At 56.1% G+C, this 24,489-nt stretch carries 21 protein-coding genes and 2 pseudogenes; 9 read left to right on the top strand and 14 right to left on the bottom strand.

Annotated features, from left to right (window positions below; all coding sequences use genetic code 11):
* Window positions 1–252 precede the first annotated feature (252 nt).
* A complete protein-coding gene (locus ACTZWT_RS07755; RefSeq protein ID WP_444769071.1) occupies window positions 253–2,526 on the top strand; it encodes an AAA family ATPase in 2,274 nt (757 codons plus the stop codon).
* Window positions 2,523–4,379, top strand: a complete 1,857-nt coding sequence (locus ACTZWT_RS07750; protein WP_444769070.1) for a UvrD-helicase domain-containing protein — start codon at window positions 2,523–2,525, stop codon at window positions 4,377–4,379. Before ACTZWT_RS07755 ends, ACTZWT_RS07750 begins: the two co-directional genes overlap by 4 nt.
* A 24-nt stretch (window positions 4,380–4,403) precedes the next feature.
* Here ACTZWT_RS07750 and ACTZWT_RS07745 read toward each other — a convergent pair whose 3' ends face one another.
* Window positions 4,404–5,099, bottom strand: coding sequence for a hypothetical protein (locus ACTZWT_RS07745; RefSeq protein WP_444769069.1), 696 nt, complete (start codon window positions 5,097–5,099; stop codon window positions 4,404–4,406).
* Between the two features lie 218 nt (window positions 5,100–5,317).
* Here ACTZWT_RS07745 and ACTZWT_RS07740 point away from each other — a divergent pair, with 218 nt between their 5' ends.
* Entirely contained in the window at window positions 5,318–5,617 is a 300-nt protein-coding gene (locus tag ACTZWT_RS07740; RefSeq protein ID WP_444769068.1) for a hypothetical protein, read from the top strand.
* Here ACTZWT_RS07740 and ACTZWT_RS07735 read toward each other — a convergent pair whose 3' ends face one another.
* From ACTZWT_RS07735 to ACTZWT_RS07680, 12 genes and pseudogenes are all read right to left on the bottom strand, one after another.
* Complete coding sequence (locus tag ACTZWT_RS07735; RefSeq protein ID WP_444769067.1) at window positions 5,618–5,959, bottom strand: hypothetical protein; 342 nt, start codon at window positions 5,957–5,959, stop codon at window positions 5,618–5,620.
* A gap of 169 nt (window positions 5,960–6,128) precedes the next feature.
* Window positions 6,129–7,085, bottom strand: a complete 957-nt coding sequence (locus tag ACTZWT_RS07730; RefSeq protein WP_444769066.1) for a TniQ family protein — start codon at window positions 7,083–7,085, stop codon at window positions 6,129–6,131.
* 7 nt (window positions 7,086–7,092) lie between these two features.
* The gene (locus ACTZWT_RS07725) at window positions 7,093–7,521 is read right to left on the bottom strand and encodes a hypothetical protein (RefSeq protein WP_444769237.1); all 429 of its coding nucleotides are present in this window, start codon (window positions 7,519–7,521) and stop codon (window positions 7,093–7,095) included.
* A gap of 138 nt (window positions 7,522–7,659) precedes the next feature.
* Window positions 7,660–8,040: pseudogene (locus ACTZWT_RS07720) on the bottom strand (TniQ family protein); the annotation flags it as partial.
* Window positions 8,037–9,134: a TniB family NTP-binding protein gene (locus ACTZWT_RS07715; RefSeq protein ID WP_444769065.1), complete on the bottom strand. Its 1,098-nt coding sequence runs from the start codon at window positions 9,132–9,134 to the stop codon at window positions 8,037–8,039. The gene ACTZWT_RS07715 and the pseudogene ACTZWT_RS07720, both read right to left, overlap by 4 nt.
* A 15-nt stretch (window positions 9,135–9,149) precedes the next feature.
* Entirely contained in the window at window positions 9,150–11,345 is a 2,196-nt protein-coding gene (locus ACTZWT_RS07710) for a hypothetical protein (RefSeq protein ID WP_444769064.1), read from the bottom strand.
* 26 nt (window positions 11,346–11,371) lie between these two features.
* Window positions 11,372–11,962: a hypothetical protein gene (locus tag ACTZWT_RS07705; RefSeq protein WP_444769063.1), complete on the bottom strand. Its 591-nt coding sequence runs from the start codon at window positions 11,960–11,962 to the stop codon at window positions 11,372–11,374.
* A gap of 5 nt (window positions 11,963–11,967) precedes the next feature.
* The gene (locus tag ACTZWT_RS07700; RefSeq protein ID WP_444769062.1) at window positions 11,968–12,219 is read right to left on the bottom strand and encodes a hypothetical protein; all 252 of its coding nucleotides are present in this window, start codon (window positions 12,217–12,219) and stop codon (window positions 11,968–11,970) included.
* 558 nt (window positions 12,220–12,777) lie between these two features.
* Complete coding sequence (locus ACTZWT_RS07695) at window positions 12,778–14,703, bottom strand: AAA family ATPase (RefSeq protein WP_444769061.1); 1,926 nt, start codon at window positions 14,701–14,703, stop codon at window positions 12,778–12,780.
* Between the two features lie 24 nt (window positions 14,704–14,727).
* On the bottom strand, window positions 14,728–15,063 hold the full coding sequence (locus ACTZWT_RS07690; RefSeq protein ID WP_444769060.1) for a DUF6634 family protein: 336 nt from the start codon (window positions 15,061–15,063) through the stop codon (window positions 14,728–14,730).
* A gap of 68 nt (window positions 15,064–15,131) precedes the next feature.
* Window positions 15,132–15,776: a hypothetical protein gene (locus ACTZWT_RS07685; RefSeq protein ID WP_444769059.1), complete on the bottom strand. Its 645-nt coding sequence runs from the start codon at window positions 15,774–15,776 to the stop codon at window positions 15,132–15,134.
* 45 nt (window positions 15,777–15,821) lie between these two features.
* Window positions 15,822–16,121, bottom strand: a complete 300-nt coding sequence (locus ACTZWT_RS07680; protein WP_444769058.1) for a hypothetical protein — start codon at window positions 16,119–16,121, stop codon at window positions 15,822–15,824.
* A 1-nt stretch (window position 16,122) separates the two neighbouring features.
* Here ACTZWT_RS07680 and ACTZWT_RS07675 point away from each other — a divergent pair, with 1 nt between their 5' ends.
* The 4 genes from ACTZWT_RS07675 to ACTZWT_RS07660 all read left to right on the top strand — a co-directional run bounded on the left by ACTZWT_RS07675 (window position 16,123) and on the right by ACTZWT_RS07660 (window position 21,830).
* Window positions 16,123–16,584: a hypothetical protein gene (locus ACTZWT_RS07675; RefSeq protein ID WP_444769057.1), complete on the top strand. Its 462-nt coding sequence runs from the start codon at window positions 16,123–16,125 to the stop codon at window positions 16,582–16,584.
* 140 nt (window positions 16,585–16,724) lie between these two features.
* The gene (locus ACTZWT_RS07670) at window positions 16,725–20,117 is read left to right on the top strand and encodes a tetratricopeptide repeat protein (protein WP_444769056.1); all 3,393 of its coding nucleotides are present in this window, start codon (window positions 16,725–16,727) and stop codon (window positions 20,115–20,117) included.
* A 150-nt stretch (window positions 20,118–20,267) separates the two neighbouring features.
* Window positions 20,268–21,110 (top strand): hypothetical protein, encoded by an 843-nt coding sequence (locus ACTZWT_RS07665; protein WP_444769055.1) that lies wholly within the window; start codon window positions 20,268–20,270, stop codon window positions 21,108–21,110.
* Between the two features lie 282 nt (window positions 21,111–21,392).
* Entirely contained in the window at window positions 21,393–21,830 is a 438-nt protein-coding gene (locus tag ACTZWT_RS07660; protein ID WP_444769054.1) for a hypothetical protein, read from the top strand.
* Here ACTZWT_RS07660 and ACTZWT_RS07655 read toward each other — a convergent pair.
* Window positions 21,827–22,465 (bottom strand): transposase, encoded by a 639-nt coding sequence (locus ACTZWT_RS07655; RefSeq protein ID WP_444769053.1) that lies wholly within the window; start codon window positions 22,463–22,465, stop codon window positions 21,827–21,829. The two genes, ACTZWT_RS07660 and ACTZWT_RS07655, sit on opposite strands and share 4 nt — an antisense overlap.
* On the opposite strand from ACTZWT_RS07655, the gene ACTZWT_RS07650 reads away from it, so the two are divergent.
* Both ACTZWT_RS07650 and ACTZWT_RS07645 read left to right on the top strand, forming a co-directional pair.
* Window positions 22,426–23,142: a hypothetical protein gene (locus ACTZWT_RS07650; RefSeq protein WP_444769052.1), complete on the top strand. Its 717-nt coding sequence runs from the start codon at window positions 22,426–22,428 to the stop codon at window positions 23,140–23,142. The genes ACTZWT_RS07655 and ACTZWT_RS07650 overlap by 40 nt on opposite strands.
* A gap of 292 nt (window positions 23,143–23,434) precedes the next feature.
* Window positions 23,435–24,469, top strand: a pseudogene (locus tag ACTZWT_RS07645) (sensor histidine kinase).
* Window positions 24,470–24,489 lie beyond the last annotated feature (20 nt).

Genomic DNA, 24,489 nt, shown 5'->3' with positions numbered 1-24,489 from the left:
AACGCTTGCCCCCGGGCCCTCTCAAAACGAGGTGGAACCTTTCCAGTGCGGTATTGGGATCATTGCCGCCTCTCTTGGGCCGCGCCAGCCGCCCTTCGATGCCCCTTCCAGACAGAGCGGGTTGTAGCGCCGTTCATCCCGTTCCTCGTGCCGATCGAGGCCGGACCGTCATACCTTCAAAATGCCCCCAGTTTGCTACCTTTAGTTGATTCCACGAATCGTGAAGACTGCGAGGTGCGCTGGGGATGGAATATGCATATTTCGCAAATAGAAATCGGAAATTTCCGAAAACTCGTGGCCACTCGGATCGCATTTGCTCCCGAGAAGACCGTATTCGTTGGCGCCAACAATAGCGGCAAGACTTCTGCGATGAACGCGCTTCGTCGTTTCCTGGTCGATTCGCGTGGCTTTACAATCAACGATTTCTCTCTCGCTCATTGGCAAGCACTGATCGCGGAAGGCGACGCATGGGAAGCAGCTATCAAGTCCAGCGAGGTACTTCCGACACCGAATCTGCAGACGTTTCTGCCGCAGTTAGACTTGTGGCTTCAGGTTGGAAAGGGCGAGATGCACTACGTGCAAAAGCTCCTCCCGACGCTGGATTGGAAGTCAGGCCTCCTCGGCGTACGGCTGCGGTACGAGCCTGATGAGCCGATCAAGTTCCAGCAGGATTACATTGCGGCCCGATTGAAAGCGGCGGACACTACCGCAGCAGCAATCAAGGCTTCGGAAGGGAAAGGTGATCCGCCTCAGCTTGAACTCTGGCCGCTAAATTTGATCGACTTCCTTGAGCGGCGTGTGCGGTCGTTTTTCAAGGTGAAGGCTTATCTCTTGGACCCTGCGAAATTGGTAGATCCCAAGGATGGTCTAGCTGAGATGCAGTTGCTTCCGGAGGGTTTAGATCCAGTTGAAGGAAACCCTCTCGATGGCCTCATTCAGATCGACGAGATCAGTGCGCAACGAGGCTTTGGCTCCGCTACGCCCACAAGACTCCAACGTGACGAACCCGGCTCAGAAGCCAGGGGCGCGCGCCGACTCTCGGCGCAACTGCGTTCCTACTACGATAATCATCTCGACTGGCAGGATACTCCGGAACTGCCCGACATCAAGGCCATGGAAGCGCTCGATAGGGCACGAAAGGCCTTTGACGAGAGGCTGTCTGATTCGTTCGCAACTGCGTTGAAGGAGCTTCAAAAGCTCGGCTATCCAGGCATATCCGACCCCAAGCTCAGAATCGTGACCAAGCTCAGATTGCAGGACGGCTTGAACCACGATTCCGCAGTTCAATATGAAATCCCGGCTGCGGCAGGCGAGCAAGTGCATCGACTGCCCGAAGACTCCAATGGGCTTGGCTATCAGAACCTTGTCTCGATGGTTTTTGGTCTGATGAGCTGTCGTGATGCCTGGATGCGCGTCGGGAAAGCAGCCTCTTCGGGAAACGTTGCTAAGCCTCCTCCACCGTTGCACCTAATGTTAGTGGAAGAACCCGAAGCCTATCTTCACGCCCAGGTGCAACAGGTCTTCATAAAGCACGCTTATGATGTCTTGCGGAACGATCCGACACTTGGCAAGTCAGCGACATTTTGTACGCAGCTCGTCGTTAGCACCCACTCCAGCCATGTCGCTCATGCCTGCGAATTTGCTGCGCTACGCTACTTCCGTCGGCTTCCGCCTACAGAGAAACGCAAGACGCCAACTGCGTGCGTGGTCAATCTTTCGTCGGTGTTCGGAAAACCAGATCAGACCGCCAAATTCGTCGCCCGCTATCTCAAAGCAACACATTGCGATCTCTTCTTTGCTGACGCAGCCATATTCATCGAGGGCAACGCAGAGCGCGTTTTGGTGCCACATTTTGTCGAACAGATTGATGAGTTCGAGTATCTTCGGAGTTGCTACATCACTTGGCTCGAGGTGGGCGGGAGTCACGCTCATCGATTCAAAGGCTTAGTGGAGACGCTTGGTCTTACGACACTAATCGTCACTGATCTCGACGCCAAAGACCCAATTACGAATAAGGTCGAGAGGCCGGTCTTGGGGAAAGGTCTTGAGGCCCGAAATGAGACGCTGCGGACCTGGGTGCCAAAGCAGACCTCCGTAGACGTGCTTATGACGCTTGGGGAAAACGATAAGGCGCTCCTCTGTCCTAATGGATACACCGTTCGAGCGGCCTATCAGACCAGCACAACACTAAAGATTGGAACAACCGATGTAGACATTCATGCTAACACTTTCGAGGACGCGCTATTGTATAGGAACTTCGCATTCTTTAAGGGTCGGAAGGCCATAGGGCTTGCCGGAAACTTCCAGAAGATCGCGGACGATGCAAAGGACGCCGCCGACCTCACGGTCAGGGTTGCGAAGGCGATTGATGATGGCGACAAGGCCGAATTCGCCTTGGAGCTGCTGTTCAGCGATGACGTCGACAAGCTGAGCGTCCCTGACTACATCCGGCAGGGATTGCTTTGGCTGAAGACGCAGCTGGAGCGCAAAGAAGCGGACCTTGCTCCGAAAGGCACCACGGCATGACTGTGGCGGCCACGATAGCGAACGACGACCTCGATCTACACGTGGACGAGGAGATCAAGAAGTGCCTTGATCCTGAGGCACCAAAGAGCTTCTTTCTATTTGCTGGAGCTGGCTCCGGTAAGACGCGCTCGCTCGTAGCGGCCCTCGATCACCTACGCGGCACGATGGGGACGAGTTTGAGGTCGCGCGGTCAGAAGGTCGCGGTGATCACCTACACGAAAGCGGCGCGCGATGAGATTGTCCGCCGGACGCAGTTTGATCCTGTAATTGCCGTTTCGACGATCCATAGCTTTGCCTGGTCCCTGATCGACGGATTTGATCATGATATCAGAGAGTGGCTTCGTGTCGCGCTGACCGACGACATCAGGGAGTTACAAGTTAAAGAGGCAAAGGGACGCGCGGGCACCAAGGCATCCGCGGAGCGCCTTGCCGATATCGCGTCCAAGCAGAGGCGCCTTGTGCGACTCGATAGCACGAAGAAATTCGTGTATAGCCCCGACAGCGATAACAGAGGACGAGACTCACTCAATCACGCGGAAGTACTTAAGCTCGCTGGCGATTTTGTTCTGACCAAATCAACGTTACGACAGATTGTGCGCGATGGCTTTCCGTACATTCTCGTCGACGAAAGCCAGGATACCAATCGACATATTGTAGAAGCCCTGTTTGCCTTCCAGGCTGCGTACCAGGGCGAAGTCGTCGTTGGCCTTTTCGGAGACATGATGCAACGCATCTACGGTGATGGTCAGCCGGGCCTGGGCGAGAACCTTCCGGCGGATTGGGCAACGCCCACAAAGAAGCTGAACTTCCGATGCCCGCGGCGCGTGATCGAGCTCATAAACAAGGTTCGCGAAGCCACCGATAAGCAGGTTCAGATACCCTGTAGCGCGGCTCAAGAAGGCCATGTCCGGATGTTTGTGCTCCCTACCGAGGGGACTGACAAGGTCGCTACGGAACAATCGATCTGTGTTTACATGGCCGAACTGACAAATGATCGGGATTGGTTAGATGAGGACTCAGTCAAGGTTCTTATCCTTGAGCACCGGATGGCGGCTCTTAGGATGGGATTCGATGACTTGTTGGCGGCGCTATATCCAATTGCGCAGTTTCGAACTGCGCTACTCGACGGATCACTTGCGCTGGTCAACTTCTTCTCGAATCTGATCCTTCCGCTATGGGATGCAAGGGACGACAAATTTGCGATTGCGCGGATCATTCGCGCGGCGTCGCCACTCGTCAGCGCGAGCGCTTTGAAGGATGCCGACGACCAATTCGAGCAACTTGCCAAGGCACAGGCTGGGGTGGATGCGCTAGTTGCGCTGCTCGAAGGGAATCCTGCCGCAACCTTCCGTAACATTGTTCAGAACGTTGCGGAAACCGGATTGTTCGCGATACCGGACCTGCTCAAGGTAGGGCTGGCTGGTGCGGAAATTGAGGTGGCCGATGATGATGGGGAGGAAGAACGGACCGACCGCGACAAAGGGATTGCCGCGTTCCTGGCTGCGCCCTTTGGACAGGTGCGAGCTTACGCCAAATACGTTAGCGGTAAGGCGCGTTTCGACACTCATCAAGGGGTTAAGGGCCTCGAGTTTCCGCGTGTTATGGTCATCATGGACGACCATGAAGCGCGCGGATTCCTTTTCAAGTACGACAAGCTTTTCAGCGGCGGAGCAGAGGACAACCAAACTGCTTCAACGCGTCGGCTCTTTTACGTCACGTGCAGTCGCGCAGAACAATCCCTAGTTCTGGTCGCCTACGCTGAAAATCCAGCGCGTGTGAGGGATCAGCTCCTGGCGGATGATTGGTTCGAGGAGGGGGAGATATTCCTTGGAATTCCGAGTAGCGAGGCGTGAGCGTCGATGCGGGCCATGACGCCTTTAGGCCTTCCTGTCCCAGAATCTAGTGCTGAAGTTATTCAAGTGCCCGCTGGCATCGACCTTCGCCACGGAGGTCCCTGGTATCGCAATTGGATCTCCACCTTCCTTCAAATAGTCTCTGACCGAATAGAGCGCGCCCCTCATCAGATGCTCCCAGGTGTCGGATAGCTGTTTCTGAAGGTCCTCCTGCTGCTTACGGGCGCTCAGCTTGCGTTTCGAAGGCGGAAAGCCATGGGCAAGCGTGTCAACATTGTGCACGAATGTGATGTTGCCATGCGTCCAATCGTCATCGACAGTCTTCCGCCATCGATAGCTGACCCTTGCAGTTAGCTTATGGTTGAACCGGTACGGCGGAGCAATCTCGCCTTCGACATGGAAATGCAGTTGATCCCGCATCTCTTCATCGGCACGTTGCTGCATTGATCGGACGGCAGAGCTCAAATCTCGCTTAGCCCTCTCCAAATCGTAGGCCACTTCCTCTCGCTTTCGCGACGATTTCGCTTCTCGATACCTTGAAAGAGTGCGTTCTAAGGTATCGAGACGGCCAGAGACAAAAGGACCACACAGTCTCAGGTTGAGCGTGCCGAGGCACCCCGATCGTTCTTCATCTACCGCCTTGTCGATAAGTTCATCGAGTTTGCGAGAATCGACCGCAGATAGAGCGATCCGTTCGCTAGTGGTCATATAGATATCCATCTGTCTGACTCCTTCTCACTTCATAGGGTCCTATAGTCAAACAAAAGCGCGCTCTAACGCGAGTTGTTACTCGAATCGCGACGGCCCGTATTTATGGTATTGCGCCGAAGCGGTGCTGACAGCATCATCATTGCAGGCGCGGTCGGATCACCTCGATCGCCACGGATTTAGCGCATGTATCGCGCACATCGTTTTTCGAGGAGGAAAAGAGGGGCAACATGATTGAGCCGATCAAGCCAGGACACGAACTGTTCCCCTACGATGTCGAGGTAGTCGATGGTAAGAAGACTGTCGTACTCAAGAAGGGCTGGAACGATGAGAAGCAGGTCGCTTTCATTCTGCAGGCGATCGAATACTTGCTCCAGTTTGAACACAACCATGGTTCGGTCAGTATGATCAACATGATCGAAGGCGAAGCGCACGGCGCCATGTTGCGTGGAACGGAAAAGCAAAAGGAACGGTTTGGAGAGCTTATGGCACTTCGACAATCGTGGCTCGAAGCTCAACAGGCCGCCTGATCACATTCCGAATCGTCCCCAAGGCTTCCGCCGATAGGCCTCGTTCATTGCATCTGCGGCATCGTGAAAATACCCGACGAAGTCTCCTTCGTCATCAAACAGCAGCCATTGTTCGCCGTCCCACACCATTGCGTATCCGTTTTCAAGTTGCCGCAGGCGCGGGCGCTGGAAGTCGCCTGTAGGTTCAACTGGGCGCTCAGTCTGTTCTTCTGTTAGCACGGTGTCTCGATGACCGGCCTTGGGATCTCGTCGTGAACTGGACGGCGGTCTTAATGTTGGAGGTGTGCCCTGGCCGCTCTGATCGCCGCTGCCTTCATCATCCTGACTATTGTCGTCACACATCTATATCGCCCCAGTGCTTCATTCAACATCAGGTACTACTGAGGATTGATGAGAGCCAGGTTAACTGCGCAGTTCAGCGTACGTGGCAGACTGGGCACTGCATACCGATTTTGGCTAATAGCCGTTGTCGTTGGGACGAAATGGGATGCCCCGTCTTGAAAGCTGCGACCTAAGTTGAATGACCAAGGCCCCATCCGCTTCTAAAGGAAGGTTGCGACCGCTTTCGTCTCGTCGCTCTAACAACGATCGTCTCATAAATACGGGCAGAGGCTTCCTGAAACTGCAAATCTAGAAGCCATTCACCGAACCAGCCATAGGCATTCTTGATCGTGGCCGCTCTACCTGAATTCGTGGCCACGAACTCCACGTAGACGCGGTCTACAACTTCGTTCAGTTGTTCAAGTCTGAGGATCCGAAAGCCTCGCGAACGCACCTCGGCCACCGACACGCCGAAATCTCTGGGTTCCGGCCATGCCGTTTGATAACCCCCGAGGTCGAGCAAGCCAACGTTTTGGATCACATGCAGAGCAGTGCCCACATTCATGGAATCGAGGAGCGGAACGGAAGATACCCCGCCAACCCGCAGCCTCGAGAGAATCCACCGATCCATCTCTAAGATATCAGGCCGAGCTTGGATCCAGGGGATGTTAGTGACATCTCCGTTATCGCATCGACAACACTTCGAAATGCGAACATCTGTCCACGATAGCGGTTGTCCACACGAGCAGGTCTGGATCAACTTCCTGCCATGGGCAGGGCAGGTAGTGACGAATTCTAGATCGAACCAGAACCGATGATGAGAGGACTCCACTACACATTCTGGACAGAGGCGACGTGCGGACTGCCTCACTGCGTGCCTCGCACTGAAGCGCTCTCCTCGAATGGCTAGCCCGCCGTCCGAGACGATCGGGGCCGAATTCATGAGATGGGCCGGGTCGCAGTGCGCCACAGCGGCGAGGCGTTCGATTCCGGCCCCATTCCGTAGCTCTCGCACCGACAGTCCGGTCAAGACTGAAAGCTGGCTTTGGCTTTGGATGCCATTTCGTTCAGCGAGCCGAAGCAGCAACCCGTGTGGGGGTTCGTCTTCGGCGGGAACGACCCATAGGGGGAGTGATGAGCGAAGCATGATACTGTCATTTCTTCACTTCGATGTCGAATACGGATTTGCGTGCCGCGTTGGCGATTACGATCTCAGCGAACGGTCTCGCGTGTTCGACAAACTGCTTGCTGTGGTACCAGATTTTGAACCATTGACCGAAGAAGCCGTAAATTGTCCTGAGCGTCTCGGCGAGCTTCCGTGTCTTTGCCGCCAGATATTGTTCGTATGCTTCATCTAGCGCCTGGTCGAGAAGCCCCAACTGAAGAACCCGGAATCCGTTAGCTTGCAGTTGGTGTGCTGGCGTATCGTACCCGTCTACACCACGCCAGCACGTATAGCCCTCGGCCGCTAGCACGCCGACACGGCTCACAATATTCAAGGCGGTCCACAAGGGCATCGCGTCGAGAATAGGGACAGGTACGGGGTCGCCAACCCCAAGCTTGCCTAAGGCCCAACGGTTCATTGCCAAAACGTCATTTCCGGGTGACTTAAGCGTCATCCGAAATACGCTTCCGTCTTGGCAATGGGAGCATTTTTCGATGTCGACATCTTTCCAGGTGAGTGCAGTGCCGCAAGAGCATGCATCAACAAGCGTCACTTGATGCCTTGGGCATGTCGAAACAAAGGAGAGGTCAAACCAAAAGCGCTGGTGAGCCGCTTCCGTAATGCAAGTAGGACATACTCTCCGCCGCTTTAGGAGGAGGTGGTCTGACGTTCGCAATCGCTCGCCTCGTAGCGACACGACTCCGCGAACGATGGGTTCTGTCGTCGAACGCATGAATAGGTCCGGACTGCACTGAAGGAGTTCGGCAAGGCGCCCGGCGTCATGTCCCAGTCGCAACCTCGCAACTGACATGTCGGTCAGCTCTCTCATTGTGCGAAGATCTTTGACGCCATTACGTTTCGCGAAACGCAAAAGAAGCCCATGTGCTGGTTCGTCTTCGCCCGGGGTGACCAATAGAGGTAGCTTGTCAACTCTCATGCCGCCGCAGCTGCTTTTCTGAGTGACTTCTCCCGCTCTTTTCTTCGGCGTGCTGCACGGCTCTTAAAAGCCTCTTCCTCAAGCATCTTTCTGCGGGCGGCTTTGATCTTCTGGAAGCCATCCTCGTCGATCTCGCCTTTCACCCGGAACGGGTTCTCCTTGTCGGGGACATTATGCTTGCGAGCATATGCGTCGCCAATGAGATCCATTGTCACCGTGTCGAGGTTCTGGTCGATCGCGTCCTTCGCTGCCATTGAGACGTACTTAGTAATATACCCAACGTAGCCATCGGAGGCCAGGTGAAGTCGAAGGGCCTGCGCAGGCGTGAACAGTTGCGGCTTGCGGTCGAAGGGCAAGTCATCGGACAGGGACCGCAAAAACATGCACAATTCGGCACTTTCGCTGAAATCCAGCGGGAACGGCCTCATATGATGTTCCTCGCTCTTCATGGTCTCGAGCTGCCCATTCTCCAGTAGGAAGTCCGTTGCATAGTGGAGCCCTACGCAGCAGATTTGGACGCGCGTCTCTTTCATCAACTCCTTCAGAAAATCCGCTGCCTCGTAGGGATCGCGAATTTGGCTGCTATCTACGATGTGTTGGCATTCGTCGAAGATAATCATTCGCACGCCTTGACCCTCGATTTGTCGGCGAACGATCGACTTCATTTCCGCCAAGGTCGCGCGCTTGGTGGGCATGCCGAGCGCGGCTAGCGTCTCACCAAACAGTTGTTTGTAGGTCGTCTTCTTGCTGACCATAATCTTGAGAATCGGGCGAACGAGGCCGCGCCCAGGCTGCTGAAACGTGACGCTCATGTTCGTAGGATAGGTTTTGGGATCGATCGTATGGACATCGATTCCGTCTTTGAGGGTACCGCGATATTCTTCGCGGATTTCCTCCATAAAATCGTTCGCAGCGGTCGTCTTGCCGACACCAGTCTCGCCGACGACGAAAGAACAACTCGCCTGCTGACTTTCGTGGTATTCGCGGTAACAGCGACGGAACACATCCGTTGCTCGTTTCATCGTCGGCGTGACGGCAACAAAGCTGCCGATATGCTTCCGGCGTTCTTCTACAGAGCGAGTACTCCACGTCATCTTTGACTCCGTCGACTAGTCCAGAGAGCGCCGCTTTACAACTAAGAGTGGCGGTGATTGATCGGGTTTTACAACGCGCTTCGGCTCGAGTTCGGCGTCAGCACTGGCTGAGAAGGCGGCTAGATCGACCTCCGGGGAGTCAAGAACCGCCCGCGAAGGTGGGGTTTCGACCGCCGGAGTGCGATCGCGGTAGGGGCCGCGCTCGTCTGGCGGTGGTGACATCAGAGTGCGATCCGGATCGTAGGAGTCCAACTTCCGTTCGCTTTCATCCGGGGAAAGGCGCTCGCCACGGAGATGCTCGGAAGGGTTGCGACCGTCGGTCAAGAAGCGAACCGCCTTTTTCGGCACTTTCTTGCGGGGCCTGCGTTCGTCGATGAGATCGATGATCTCTTGGCTCGATTTTGCACGAGCCAGAGCGTTTTTCGGATCAAATCGTTCGTCGTCAGCATTCTGACGAGCTTTCTTCAAAAACCGATATTGGTAGAGCGTAAGCTTTGCGACCTCTTCATCGGCCTGAAGGTGGCCTTCAACCCATTTCGCTTTCGCGTCCAAAGCGGTAGGATCGAGGATGTACGCCGTCCTTAAGTCCTGTGGGTCGATCCGAACCGTCACAGCGCTGTTTCCGGCAAGTCTGTTCCGGAGTCCCGAGAAGGCATTGGAATTCCACCGAAGGCCTTCGAATTCAATACCGGGGGATCTCAGGTGACGATCAATTACTAGACCGGTCAGCGGAACAAGAAGTTCCTCGGGCGGAGCAGGGCGCTCTCCAACCTCGAGAATGCCTCTCGTCCATCGGTCCAGCGGAGTCTCCCCAATCTCGGAGTGAATGGTCGTGTGATAGACATCCACGATCCATTTCGCGATGATCCAATTTGCGTCTTCGAGAGTAAGGACCGCGTGCTTTTCGGAATTGTAGGTTCCGCGGTCGCGAGGGTTCGACTTGGTCGTGCCCGGCAATTTGTGAATGACTCCCTGATTGTGGCTCCGAAACCAGCGCTCCACACGACCTTTGAGCCAGCCCGCTGCTCTGGGCAGGTCGACGATTTGCATATTCAATGCGCGTTCGGTCTGCCTCATGGACCTTGAGCGAAACTCAGCGCCGTTGTCGCAGAATAATCGCGTCATGGGGCCGTAGCAGGGCCAAGGAAAGCGGAAGGTGACGTCCCGTCCGGCCGCCGAACTGATCTTCGCGAGCAAGGCTTCCTTGGGCTGGACGGCAACCCTAAGCGATTCCATGACGCTAACCCAGGAAGGCGGCGTGAAGCTGAGTGACAGGCCAAGGATCATTCGTGACCAACGATCGATGATCACGGTGAGCCATGGGCGACCTAGGACGAGGCCATTCTTATCTACGACGATCAGGTCCAGCCGTGTGTGATCAACTTCCGCTTCTTCGAGCGGCATGCTGCAGGCAGGTCCCTTTCGAACCGCTTTCATCAGAAAGTCTGCTTGTCTTTTACCATGTCTCGCGACGGTCAAATCGTAGACCTCCATCTTGTTGATCATTCGCGTGACCAAGTGCTTTCCAATTACCTCCTTGGCACCAAGCGACGGAAGGGCAAGACCGTCACGGTCCGCGCGAAGCAAAATGTGACGAGCGGCCGCTTCGCGGGCATCGGCTTTCGAGCCAGCGATTTCGTTCCGATAGACTTCATCGATGCCGTTCATGATCTCCTGCTTGTGCCATTCCGCCAGACGAGGTGTCCGATTACCTTTCTTTCGGTGATTATCGACGAGAGCGCGAATGTCCCGCCCAGCTACCAGCCAGCGCAGGTACCATTCTCGAGCACTACGGAAGGTGACTTCCCTGGTCGGACGCAGATCGTCTGTTGCTTTAGCGGTTACCCGCTCGATCACAGGCAAGACGTGCTTCCGCTTGTCTCGAAACGGTGCTGGAAGTTCATCGATAGCTTTGACGAAGGGATACTTTCTTTCCGCTGATAGCCGCTCGACATCGGAAAAGGCGCCCCAATCCACCTGCAGATTCTCTTGGACGACCGGGGGAAGCGCACGAAAAGCAGCGTCGGTCGTAATTCGGCCCGACCGCATCATGTGCAGGATTGCAGTGTTAGCTAACGCCTTCTCGGTGCCGGACTCCTTATCGGTGAATACACGAACCTGGTCGCCAGGCGGACCGACGAGATAGCGGCGGGTGTCGAGGCGGATCGTTGCTCCAGTACGGATTTGAACAGGAACGTGCGCAAGGTTCATTGGTAATCCTCCTGACGCAAGCGAGATTACGTTTTCACGAAAGTCGAACGACGGCTGAACGCGGTGCGACCGTCCATCTTGATGTGTCCGAGCCAGTCGAGCTGGAGGGCGAGGGCGAATGCATCGAATCGGCTGCCCACCTGCTCCTGCAAGGCGGCAACAGACGATTCCTTAGGCAACTGAGCCAGCGCATCGATAGCCAAGAGCTTTTGAAGCTTTTGATCGTTCTCGGCGTACCCGACGAGGTGACGCCGAAGCATCCTTGCGTTCGAAAGGCGCGGCTGAACTCGAATATCGTCCTCAGTTTCAAGGCGGAATCCAAAGCCAATGCGCCGGGCTGCCGACGTCATTGCATCGATGAATTCCCTAGGCGTTACGCCAAGTTCCCTAGTCCTTTGCATCAGCCAGGACACGGTCCACACCAAGACAAGATCGCGCTGTCCATCCTTATGGAAGATCGCGTAGTCGATCCTTTGCATCTTCGCTTCGCCCCGGACGTCCACGGACAGAGGAGCAAGTTCGTCGATGACGTCGGTTACGTTGCGGGTGAAGGCATCGATGACCGTTAGGAAATCGAGAGCGAGCAGGGAGCGTGCCCCGACGAGTTTGTCCTCCAAACACATCATCGGTGTCTCACCGACGTAATGGTCTTCCTGCCCGCTGCGAATTGCTCCCGGCCGGGTGCCGACACGGCGACCACGCTTCTTTGCTTTAGCCGGGCCCGGCGCAGGATCGTCTTCTGCGGACGGCAGCTTCCATTCGGGTTCATCATCGGAAGAAGCGGACGCCCGGCGCCGAACTTCGAGACGGGGAGCTTCTTCAGCCGGATGATTGCCGACGGCATTTCGGCCTTCATTCTCACGTTTGACTTCATCTTCATTTCCAGAGCGCTTTCGCCGGGTCTTTAGCCCGCTATGCGCAAGCTCCCGGAGACGTCATCGACGTGAATTTCGGGCGCGTTACTGCGGCCGCTGGCGGAAGAGCGATTGGGATCAGACGGATCGTAGGGAGGTTGAAATTGCTCGTTGTAGTTCATGACACGCAACTCCTCGTCTCGGCGCATACCCGTCGCCGAGGCTTCCTTTGGTCTCCAGGAGTTCTGGAAACAATGTCAACGACTGCAGCTGTAATTTAGACCGCTATCGCTGAGGCTATGAGGAGGAGCGTGGAGGGCGCGAAGGAGGGGGAGGCGCGTACGATTGCTTGCATCACCTTTCTCCTTCGGTTGCGACCGACAGAGCGGTCATAGGTGGGGTTTCTCGCGCAGGAAGGCGAGGCGCATCCTTTAAGGATTGAGTCCTTTGAAGAACAACAACGGGGTCCATTTAGCAGCGCTGAATCCATCGATCTAGATCCCCCGAACGAGTGTTAGAAAGCTGACTTACGTAAAGTTACTGGGTAACTCATGGTTTGAAGAGAATGCCGAAGGGATTCAAGCCGTGGCGATTTCGCATTCGATCTCCTCCGCAGATGCGCATCCGCGCTTCAACAAAAGCCCGACGATTCTATCGAATGCCGTCGCTCGATCTGTGATGATCCTCTTTGCTCGCATGAAGCTTCCGTCCAAAGTCGTAGCGACATGCTGCCGGAGCAGTGGGTCCGTTTGCAGTCGCGCGAGGACTGCGTCCGGGCGCCTCGAGGACAGGTAAACGAGACTGCTGCCGAGACCGAGTGAGACCTCCATCGTCGCCGCAATCAGGGTTGCCTGTCGGAGGTCGGAATCCTCCGTACCGCCGCCGCCATCGGCATGGTCGCCGAACACAATTTCCTCGGCCGCAATGCCAGCCAGAAGGATCGCGATTTGCGCCGAGTACGCTGCCTTGCCGAGATTCCGGCCGGGAATTTGCCGCATGACCGTTCGGCCGCCAGAGCCGTCCATCCCGACCTCCCGGAAGACTTGGCTTTCAATCAGGCGGTTGCCCGACTGACTCCCGAGGAAATGGCCAACGAGCGCATGGCCAGCCTCGTGTACGCAGGCCTCGTGGAAGGCTTCTTCGGTCTGCACAATCCTGACAGGGAGGCCGTGCAGAAGGTCGGCAAAGGTCATGGGGCGGCGTTCGGAGCGAGACTTGCGCCTTGCGTCCCGGACCACTTGTTCGATTACAGCTCCGGAAGCGCCTTCTAGGCGCAACGCGATGTCGGCCAGATCGGCTGAGGTGCAGTCGCCTCGGAGATGGTGTCGCAGAATCCCAATACGAGCGTCGAGGTCGGGAAGGGGAATTTTGACATGCTTTCCCAAACGGCCTGGCCGCAGGATCGCCTTGTCGATTTTCTCCGGCAGATTTGTCGCCCCCACGACCACCACGCCTTCACGTCCGTCTACGCCGTCGAGGCATTCCAGGAAGGCGTTGATGACTTCTCGGGAGTATTGTTCGTGCCTTCCCTCGAGCCTTTCCCGATCCCCGAATGAATCAAGTTCGTCGATGAAGAGAATACTGGGAGCATCCACGATGGCGTCACGGAAAGCTCTCCTCATCGCCTTCAGAAGGTCATTCAGATAGCCGGCTGCCTGCCAGCGGGCGAGCGAGTGGATATGGATTGGGACCTTGCAAGTGCGGGCCAACGCCTGAGCAAATGTCGTCTTTCCTGTCCCGGTCGGTCCGCTGACCAAGACGCCTCGATCGACATCCGCCCATGGCAACTGCCCATTCCGGAATTCAGCCAAGTCTTTGGCGAGTTCACGGCCCCAGATAGCCGCCTCGCCAAACCCGTGCAGATCGTCCAGGCTCGGAATTTCCACTACCGAAGATGTCTTCTGACGGCTCCTTCCGAGCTGGTCCTTCTTGACCTGCCTTAGGCTCCGCTCGATATGGCGCGTGCTGCGACCTGGCTTAATCAGGATGCTCAGCAGGGAGAGAGGCTCTCCAACGACGAGAGCAAGAACCTCGTCAGAGAGGCCACGAATTCCTGCAGCCCGGGAGGCTGCCTTAAGAGCCGACAGGTCGGCGAACGGCAGGGCTACGATCCCATCAGCTGCTAAGCGGAACGGCAGCGGAAAAGAGTCAGCGTTGTAAGCGAATCCAATGACGTGGTCGTTTGATGCCAACGTCTTACCGAGTTCCTTTTCGCGCGGGCGGCGAACTGAGGCTTCGCTATCCCAGTGCAGGATCTCCGGCCGAATGATGCGCGTCGATCGATTTCGGTTGCGATGAAGCGTGCGCACCGCTTCCTCGAATGTTTCACCATCAGCCGGATTGTTCAGGATGAAGCCGATTGCGCAGGGATATCCCGACAAAACATGATGAAGGTTGTAGTGTCGCAGAGCTCGAACGAGAAGATACCGTGCGACCGCCAAACCAACGTTAGTTGGACGTTGGCTTGAGGTTACATTCGATCTTGAGAGGTTTCTTAGGTTCATTGCTGTCTCCAACGAACGATAGGCTCAATGGAGGCTGGGATCGGCGAAGGGAGTACCCAGCCGATACAGACGGGAGAACGTTCTCGCGTATCCAAGCTCTGGAGAAATCACCCACAGAGCCGAGGTGTAGGCCTCCTTGTCGTCCGTAATGATGGGATGGCCATTGACGACACCGGTGAGGCACAGCTCGACGCGCTGCGCCATTTCCCAGTTGTTCAAGATAGGCGCTCTGGCAATTCTGGCCGCGCTGGGATGGTCGCCGCGACGAATACGTTCCAAGTCTTCAAGCAGACGACGCAGGCGCTCGATGTCGGACCGAAGCTCGGGGACGGGAATGCGACCAGTGACCATATAGGACATGACGTGCTCCATTGCTTCCGGACGCACGAGTGCGCTCGGTGAAGGTGGACGGGGAGAAGAGGAAGGGATCAGCCGCGGAAGCGGGAGACTATGGTGCCGGGACCAATGCGAGCGTCATCGAGTTCGATCTCGATGAACCGTTGCAGCGCCAGCGAGGCGATGACTGCTATCGCGTCACGCCCGCTCTGGATGGCCTCCAGGCAGCTTGAGAGGGGCATGGAGCCGCTTTCCTCGAGGAGGGCAAGGATACGGACGCGATCGCCCAAGGAAGGGCGGTAGGCTGCGTATTGGAGGAGGTCACGGGCGTTCTCGAGCCTGATGCTCCCGCGCAGCTCGGCTTCCTGGTGCGTCTCGTGCTGGTAGCCCATCGCCTGAGCAGCTTCGACAACCCATTCGGGCACGGGCCGCTTTCCCAACATGGGCTGGGCGTCCACCAGGCTGACGCCTTCGGGTCGGGTGATAGAGAAGTCCGGAACGTGGTGGCGGTTGCGGCGGCTCAGGACCAGAGGCAGGCAGGTCCAAGAGATCACCGTTGGATCGACGTCGAGGAGGCAGCCAACGTCGCGTGCCGCCTGAGTTCGGAACATCGGACGGCCCACGCACCGCACCGTGCACTTCGGCGGGAAGAAGAGGCCGACAGCCTCGTCCTGAGCGCTCTGAAGAAACTTCGAGATGAGGTGCGGCTGACGATCGGAGCGCTGGGGTCTGGACATGAATACGCTAGTCCCAAAGCGGATTGGGCGGCATCCGCGATACCTTCAAAAGCGAGGCGTCGTGGGTATCAGCGTATGTATGAAAAGCGCGGCTGAGCGGCGCGGTGGACGCGCTTTCTGAAGAGCTGGCGGTTGGTGAACGCGCTTGACATAAAGAGAACAAATAGCGAACTTTGCGCCGATGTCAACGAGGAATTTTTTGCCAAGCTTTTCCCCGGAAATGACCAATGGACCACTATGCAAAGGTTCACTGATGTCAGAGTCTGCTGAAGTCGATTTCAGTTTGCGATGATCTTCAATCGCTTGGCGTGGGATTGCTACACCGTTTTGGTAGCCTGGAAACATTATGGCTGATCCGATCACTCTAACGACATTACTTCTGGCTGGCGCCGCCGCCGCAGGCACCGAACTCGTAAAGGAAGGCACCAAGGACGCCTACCGCAAGCTCAAGGATAAAGTCGGGGAGCTCTTCGGCTCACGCGCAACGAGAGCGCTTGCGAAGCTCGAAGACCCTGCCACGCAAGAGGAAGGCAAAAAGGACCTCGAGAGTTGCGTTGGCGGCAACCTCGGGGCGGACGACGCATCTCAGATCGAGCCTTTTGTGAACGCTTTGGTGCAGGCGCTGAAGGAGGATGTCGCTGGATCATCCGCGGCGCACGCTCGTGTCGGTTTGGACATCGTAGCTGGAGGAAATGCTTTCATTCGCGAGATTCACAACGCTCGCGAAGTCGTGGTGAAGGTGAAGGCTGATAAGGACGTTATAATCGAAGGCATACGGATGGATCCCGGGAAAAACCCGGGAAAATAACCGGCGCGCTTTCCGGTCCGAACAGCGCGCCGGTTACCTACACGGATCAATCCAGCAGCGTACAGATCAACGCAAGCGCTGGAGAAGTTGTTCAAATCACAACCAACATTGGCGCCGACGTTGGCCAGCTCGAAGCTTTGATGCATCGGGTCTTGGACAGCCGGGGTGTGCCGCATCTCTCGGGTGGCCTTGATAGCGCTCCGGTCCCTGCTCATGAACAATATCTTTCCGACCAACTGGATCGCCTGAGAGACAATGCCAAGAGCTCCGATCCAAAGAGCAATTTGCGGGTTTTTCAGAGCTTCCTCGATAGCTTGCCTGCTGATGCAAGTCCGACAATTCGTTTTCGGGCAAAGGCGAATATCGGCATTCAGCACCTTGAACAAGGTGATGCGGAGCAAGCCGTCAAATGGTTACTTGACGCCTATGAAGAGGCTCCTGAAGATCGTAGGGCGATCGCGAACCGCGCCTTGGCGCTGTGGCTCGCTGGAGACGCGGAGGAAGCCTATAAATTCGGAAAAGAAAAGCTCGCTGCCGATCCAGAGAACGACGCTCTCGCGTCCTATCTACCTCAGATTGCTGCAAGCGTTCCGAGCGTAACCGATGGGCTCGAAGGAATTCCAGACGCTCTTCGAGACAGAGAGCCAATAGAGGTCGCTGAAGCCGTCTTTCTGCGCGCCCGCAACCAGTGTCCAGCTTGGTGGAACTGGACCCGTTCCGCCTTGGAACGATATCCTGAGTCTAAGCACCTGCAGGTCATGGCTGCCGCCTCCTATGTTGAGGAGATTTTGCGGGACGAGACCGCCCAACGCACCCAGATCTATAGCGACGATCAACGCGAGCAGCTGAGGCACGCCGCAGAGGTCCTCGACGCAGATTGGCAAGCAAAGCCGTGGCGTCTGAAGAGCCGTCTCGATGACGCGCCGCAGACGTTAGCAAACGCGATGATCGCGTATCGGCTTCTTCATGATCGAGAGAAGGCTGTCGCTCTTGCAGAGCGTATAGCCGATGAGGCAATTACCTATCCCGATATCGTTCGGAATGCGGTTATGATTGCTATGAGCTTCGATCAGATGAAGCTCGCGTCACGGCTGATCTCATTGACGCCTGATGATCCCGAGCTGGCTTTCCACGCCGGGATTATCGCAGTGGGAAACAACGAATGGGGCCGGGTAGCTGATCTTTTCAAAAAGGGAGCTATTCCAGATGTTGAGAAACGTGTTGTAGAGACCGCAATTGCTCTGGCGCCGATCATGGAGAGTGGACAGCCTGTCGACGGAAGCGCAATCGATCCATCCCCGATCGCGAGCCTCATCGAAGGCAATCGAGACAATCCGCGCGGCCTGACCCTCATCGCGCAAGTTGCGAAACACCTTGGTCTTGATGATCTGTCAAAGGTCGCCTTCGAAGCGGCCGTCGGTGCGGTACAGAACGACTCCCACATTGCAACAAGGCTGATGCTAGCCAGCTTCGCCGAGAAGTCGCAGGCCCCCACGAGCGTCATTGATCTTTTAGACGGGCATCTTCCACCAGAAGGGTTTGAGCGCGACTATGAACGACTGGCGGTCGCTCACGCGAATGAACACCCCCATCGTCAGAGAAACATCACCTTCTTTGACAAGCTTCCCCCCAAATTGCGCAACATCGATACCATCAAGCAAGCGCACGCCAGTGTGTTGGTCGATGTCGGTCGGCTGCCCGAAGCGATAAAGCTCCTTCGCAGTCTCCATGTTAAAGATCCAACGAATGTTTTTGTCGTTCTGCGGCTGATGCAAGCTCTTGTTCGTTCGAATGACAAAGCGGGTGCTCTCGCATTGTCGAACGCAGTCGATTTGCCAAGTCTGGTAGGCCCGCCAGAATTTATAATGGCAATCGCACAGCAAGTGTCCATGAACGGACATCCAGAGCGAGCATATCCGGTTGCCTATAACCTCGTTCGCGGAAACTCTGAAAACGCAGGCGTGGTTCTCGGCTATGCCGGGTTGGGCATGATGCTTGAATCAAACCCGATGTTCGAAGCCGCATCTGTAAGCGTCGGAACTCATCTCTCGATAAAGGCTTCCGATGGTCAGCAGCAGGATTTTGTCATTGATGAAGGTGGCGATTTCTTCGGAATAAGGGTGCTTTCGCCAAATTCTGGAATAGCGCCGCGCTTTCTAGGGCTGACCAGGGGGCAAACGGTCGAACTTGAAAGACCCGGGGTGGGCTCCTCGCTGGTTTGGACAATGATTGAGGTACGTAGCAAATACCTCCATCTCCATCATAGGGTTTTGGAGGAGTTTGAGACTCGTTTTCCAGACAATCCAGGGCTCGTCCGCTTCAATGCAGCCGAAGGAAACGTAGACGCCGTCCTGGACGTCATCCGGCGGCGCGCTGAGCAAAATGCCAATCGAGTTCGCCTATACAGGGAGAACTCCATCCCGCTTGCTATCGCTGCTCGCGGGCAGGGTGGTGGGGTCGTCGGCTTTGCTCAGTACATTCTGCAGCTTGGAGGCCAGATTGTCACCTGCAGCGGCGACAAGGAAGAGCTCACTAATGCTGTGCAGTTGGCAAAGCGTCACCGAGGAAAGGGGGCGGTTCTTGACCCATACACTGCTTGGGTGGCGGCCGATACGAGAGCGCTTCCGGCTCTCAAGGCGTTCTTCGGAAGGCTACAGACACCGAGCGCCACAATTGAAATGATCGAGCGGATGCTCGGACGTGCGGAGGAAGGCCGAGGGAAGCAGCAGATGACCGTCGAGTATCGCGACGGGATTTTCTATCGTGACGAGATCACAGACGAATTTCGCGACAGGCAGATCGCTCATTTTGAGCGGGTCCGGAAAATGATCGATGAGAACTGCGATGTGGTCTCAGTGATCATGCCTGATAAGCTTTCGGAGAATGCAGAGCTGCTTCTCAAGGTGGGCGGAAGTCGCTTTCTGGATGCTGCTCTTCTCGCAGCGGATTCCAAGTTTGTCCTTATTTCAGATGATATGCGATACCGTCAAATTGCATCGTTTGCCACTGGTTGTGACGGCGTTTGGCTTCAGGCAGCTCTTGCGGCCGCCTGCGAAATGAACCAGCTGAGTCCGTCAGATTACGCAAGTTGCGTCGTTGGTCTGGCAACGTACGGGCACGGGCATCTATCTGTTACCAGCGGATTGCTGTTTTTGATCGCTCTACAAGACGAGAGTGGATTTCCGAACCTCAAATCTGTTCTGACGATGTTCGCTGGTCCAAACGCGGATATGCAGTCTCATATGTTAGTATTCGAAGAGTTCCTTGAGTTCTTGTGGCCGCCCACGCCACTTTTTCCTGAACCTAAGGCTCAAGCAGCGACCGGTCTCGGGCTTTCTGCTCTCCTTAAACATCGGAAGGGTGATTGGAGGTCACTCTTGACCGCAGTAATCTCTCTGTGCCGGGGGCGCCCCGGTCTGTCGAGCTACATGCTCCAATGGCTTCGTGGCCACTTTATCAAGGCGGAGGACCTTTCGCCAAAGACACCTGCGGCCTCTGATATAAGAAAGAAGGCGCGAAAGAGGAAACGGTGATCCAGATGTGCCGGACCGTCCATCAAGATGCGCGATCATAACGTTCGGAACTATTCATCAGGGCACTGCAGAGCTGGTCTACGGAGTGGACGCCAGCGGTGCTATGCGACACGTCTCCAAATTTGAAGGTGGTCTTGCGAGCGGCTGACAATGCTGCAACTGCTGCGCGATATCAGCTTGGGGAGCAATATGGACTGGGGATATATTTTGATCTTAGCAATAGGTGTGCTGGCAGGCTATGGTCTCCGCACGAAGGATAAACTGGCGTTTCAAGACACCCCCGTTCATATGCGTGCGTCGGCTATTGATCGCAGCAACCTTCTGCACGCCTATGCCCGTGAGCTTTCCAATTATCTCATCGAGATTGACCCAAACCGCTACTGCACCGTCTACAGCCGGGCTCTGATCGAGCAGGAGAAGCTATTCGCTGCGGCCGCTAAGATTCGCGAGGCCCAACTCCTGATCCTCACCGAGCGGTACCCACTATACGAAGACTTCGATTTCATCCGTACACGCCCCTATATCCTTTATCGAGAGACACTTGAGCGCAGCACCGCGGAAGCCATTGAGGATCACTTCCTCAACCTGGTGAGATTTCACTCTTTGCAGCGTGCTGCGTCGGAAGAGTGGCGCCTGTTGATGCCAATGCTCAGCGAAAAGGAGGAGGAGCATCTGCTCGGATATGCGAGAAAGGTGAGGGACACAAAGTTCAAGGAGCGGATCAAACAGGCGGTGCGGGAATACGATGCGGCGCGGCCCAGCAAGCTAACAGATTTTCAGATTCCAGACGGTGAAATGCTCTACGATTCGCTCAATTTTGCGGTCTACAAGCTGCACGACATCGCTGAGTCCATGGAAGGATATTGGTTTAAGGATACCAATGAATACGGCATCCATTCAGCTTTCTACGGGGACAAGGTTGGCGATGTCTACGAACACTGGTACCGCAGCGACCAGACCTTTGAGAAGCGCGAAGTCCTGCTAGTCCTGTGATGGCAAAGCGTGCTGCAATACCCGTTCGTCCAACGCTTTGATCGCGTAGATCGCAATATCATTTCGGGTGTACGTTTTTTCGTCGGTTGCCATCTCACGTCGAGAGAGGTCGATCTCGAATCGTCTCAGACCGTTGGTTGAACACATCTTCCTATTTATCATGTGCGCGATAGGAGACGTTCCAAAGTGTACGGCAGAGAAGTCCGGCATTAGGTAGCAAACGCCACCGGACGAACAACCCGCCCGTCTTCACAATAGCCCCATCTTTATTTGGGGTCTTTGATGGATGTTGTTCTCGAACTGCGCCGCAAGCAGGATAATCTAAAGGCTGATCGACAGGCGCTCATCGATCAGATTGCGGAGATCGACAGGCAGATTGCGGCCGTCGATAAAGTTATTCAGATTTACGAGCCGGGACATTCGCCTCGGAAGGCTGCCGCTCAACGTGGTAGGAAGGGCGGGCAGTGCCTCGGCGGATTGTTCGCCAACGAAAACCTTTCCGCCCGAATCCTCAACACCCTACGTCTGGCGCAAACGCGAATTTCCTCTCATGAATGCGCGATCCGCGTAGCTCTGCAGAAGGTCATTCCAGAGGATGACCCGCGATTGCCTGAGCTCGCCAACAGAGTCGCGATCTCCTTGTCGGGACTCGCGAAGCGTAATCGGGTTGAACAGATTAAAGGGGACGGCCGAGCATTTCTCTGGAGAGTTGCTGCCTAACTCGTCCACACAAGATCGTCCGGCTTGTTTCCTTGCCAGTACCGGCAGAGATTGCGCGACGTCGGATGGGCCAAGGTGCGCTTCAGCATATCGAGAACGTGTCCTCCATTGCCAACACGCCGGCGATCTTCACGCCAAGCTAGTTCGGCGGCGTACCAGTCGAGGTACTTCATCGAGAACCGATGATGAATCCCGCGATACGAACGCCGGACACGAGAGAAGAAGCTCTCGATGATGTTGGTCGACACGCCAAAGCCATGCTGGTAGGCCTCCGAATGGTTTACCCGGGTGAGCGAATTAAGGCCGCAGATTTCGTCATAGGCCAGGTGCTCGTCAACATAGACGTGAGCCTTGCGGCTGACGTGCGCCCGGACCATGTCCCATGCACAGTCGGCATTCTCGCTCGGCGTCACTCGGGTCAACGTCTGCCCAGTCAGGCGACGTTCCCGGACAGCCATGACGACCAGGCGCTTCGGCGACTGAATCTTGCGTCGGTCCTCCCGGACTGGCAGACTCTGTAGGCGAACAACCTGATGGACTTGATGAATTGGACAATGTTGACGTTTGACGTCATGCTGTCCGGCGGAGGCTCGCCGTGGCACAGACGAGGAAGCGAAATCGAGGGGCGGGCGCATCAAAGAAGCGCAGCAAGAAGCTCGTGAATTCGGGGCGGGGAAAAGAGGCCGTCCGGGTTGTCGCGCTTGGAAAGAAGCCGAAGACCTCGGCGAAAACGAACCCGAGATCGATCGAGAAGCGTGCGAGCCTCGAGTTTCTAAAATGGTACTCAGCTGGAGCGAAGAAGGCAAAAAAGGTCGGTCAACCCATTCGCTTTATTGTGGAGGTGTTGCCAGATGGCAGTGCGAAAGCGATCGGAACTCCCGTCACCATTGCTCCACCAAATGTCTCGTCGCTGGAGGCAGCGCTGTCAGCTGCCCGAGACCGCGGAAGGCTCAAGATCGCCGAAATTCTGAAAGGCGAGGACATGCTGACCGGGAGCGACTTCGGTGTTCTCATCGGAGCTTCTCACGAGACGGTCAACGTCAGGCGAGGGCGGGGCGAGATTCTTGGACTGCAAGGTGCAACCCGCGGCGTGAGATATCCGAGTTGGCAACTCACGGATGCTGGGATGCCTTTGCCTGGCTTATCCGAACTGTTCGAAGTCCTCGGACGGCAGCCTTGGTCAGTCTATCGTTTTCTGAAGACCGAACACCCCGAACTTGGCGGGAGAACTGCCGTGGAGGCCATGAAAGCGGGGCAACAGAAGGCCGTACTGGGAGTGGCCAAAAATCAGATGATTGGTGTCTTTTCCTGAAATGGCAAAGGCCGCGGGGCCGCGGGGTATCGGCGGCGTAGGCGGCGCGTGAACCATAGCCGCTCAAGCCTATCCAGGCGGAGTTATCCGCAAATGAGAATCGGAATGAATTCTGATTGCGAGCATGGACCGGACGCCAGAGGCCCAAGATCCTAAGGTCGCTACATAGCGTGATGCTGTTCTGCATCCCATATGATAGGGTACTATAGGGCGTCAACCTTCAAGTGAGAAAGGCGGCGCTCTCGCCGAGCTATGATTCGCATCGCGAGTCTCCGGCCCCTGAGGGCCAAACATTCTTACGACCCCGACCGAACATTTCGAGGCAGCGAGCACACTTGCCGTTGTGGTGTCATCGCACGAACCGCTGCTGTTCCTCTCGGAGGAGCAGCGAGTCATCGCAGCAAGCGCGTCGTTCTGCCGGGCATTCGAGATCGATCCTGCGACGGTGACCGGCAAATGTCTCAGCGAAATTGGACACGGTGAGTGGGCGATGCCCAAGCTCGCTTCTCTGCTGAAGGCGACAGCGTCGGGAAGCGCTCAGATCGAAGCCTATGAAATCGACCTTCAGAGGCCGCATCGGCAAGCTCGGAACCTGTCATCAACGCTCGAACGATTGATGACGGAGACAAGGATCACGTCCGGCTGCTGATGGCGGTTACCGATGTGACCGACGAGCGAGCCGCGGCTCGGCTTAAAGACGATCTCATTCGCGAGAAAGCAATCCTGCTGCAAGAAGTGCAGCACCAGGTTGCGAACAGCCTTCAGATCATTGCCAGCGTGCTGATGCAGAGCGCGCGTCGGGGTCAGTCCGAAGAAGCGCGTGGTCATCTGCGCAATGCCCACAATCGGGTCATGTCAATCGCTGCTCTCCACCGCCAGTGGAGAAACCGTCGAACTCCGGACCAACTTTTCGCAACTCTCCCAGAGCCTGGGGGCGTCCATGATCGATGATCCGGACCGCCTCTCCATTCTGGTGAGAGCCGACGAAACCACGGTGAGCGCGGGCGTATCCGTTAGTCTCGGCCTTATCGTCACCGAACTGGTGATCAATGCCCTCAAGCGCGCATTTCCGGATCAACCTACAGGTCAAATCGTAATCGACTATCACTCGTCCGGCAACGACTGGACTCTTTCGGTCTCAGATAACGGCGTCGGCATGCCTTTCGGCGGGGATACGCCAAAGGCAGGCCTGGGTACCGGCATTGTTGAGGCTCTCGCCAAGAACCTGATGGGGACGGTTACGTCGGTTGACGCAAATCCCGGCACGATCGTCACAATCAGCCATCGGGAGAATTCCGATAGCCAAGACGTCGTTTCGCAGACTTAGCAGCTATGCGCCGTCGAATC

It is taken from the genome of Rhodopseudomonas sp. NSM (assembly GCF_052445935.1).
GTDB lineage: Bacteria > Pseudomonadota > Alphaproteobacteria > Rhizobiales > Xanthobacteraceae > Rhodopseudomonas.
This window is presented reverse-complemented; position numbering and strand designations above follow the sequence as displayed.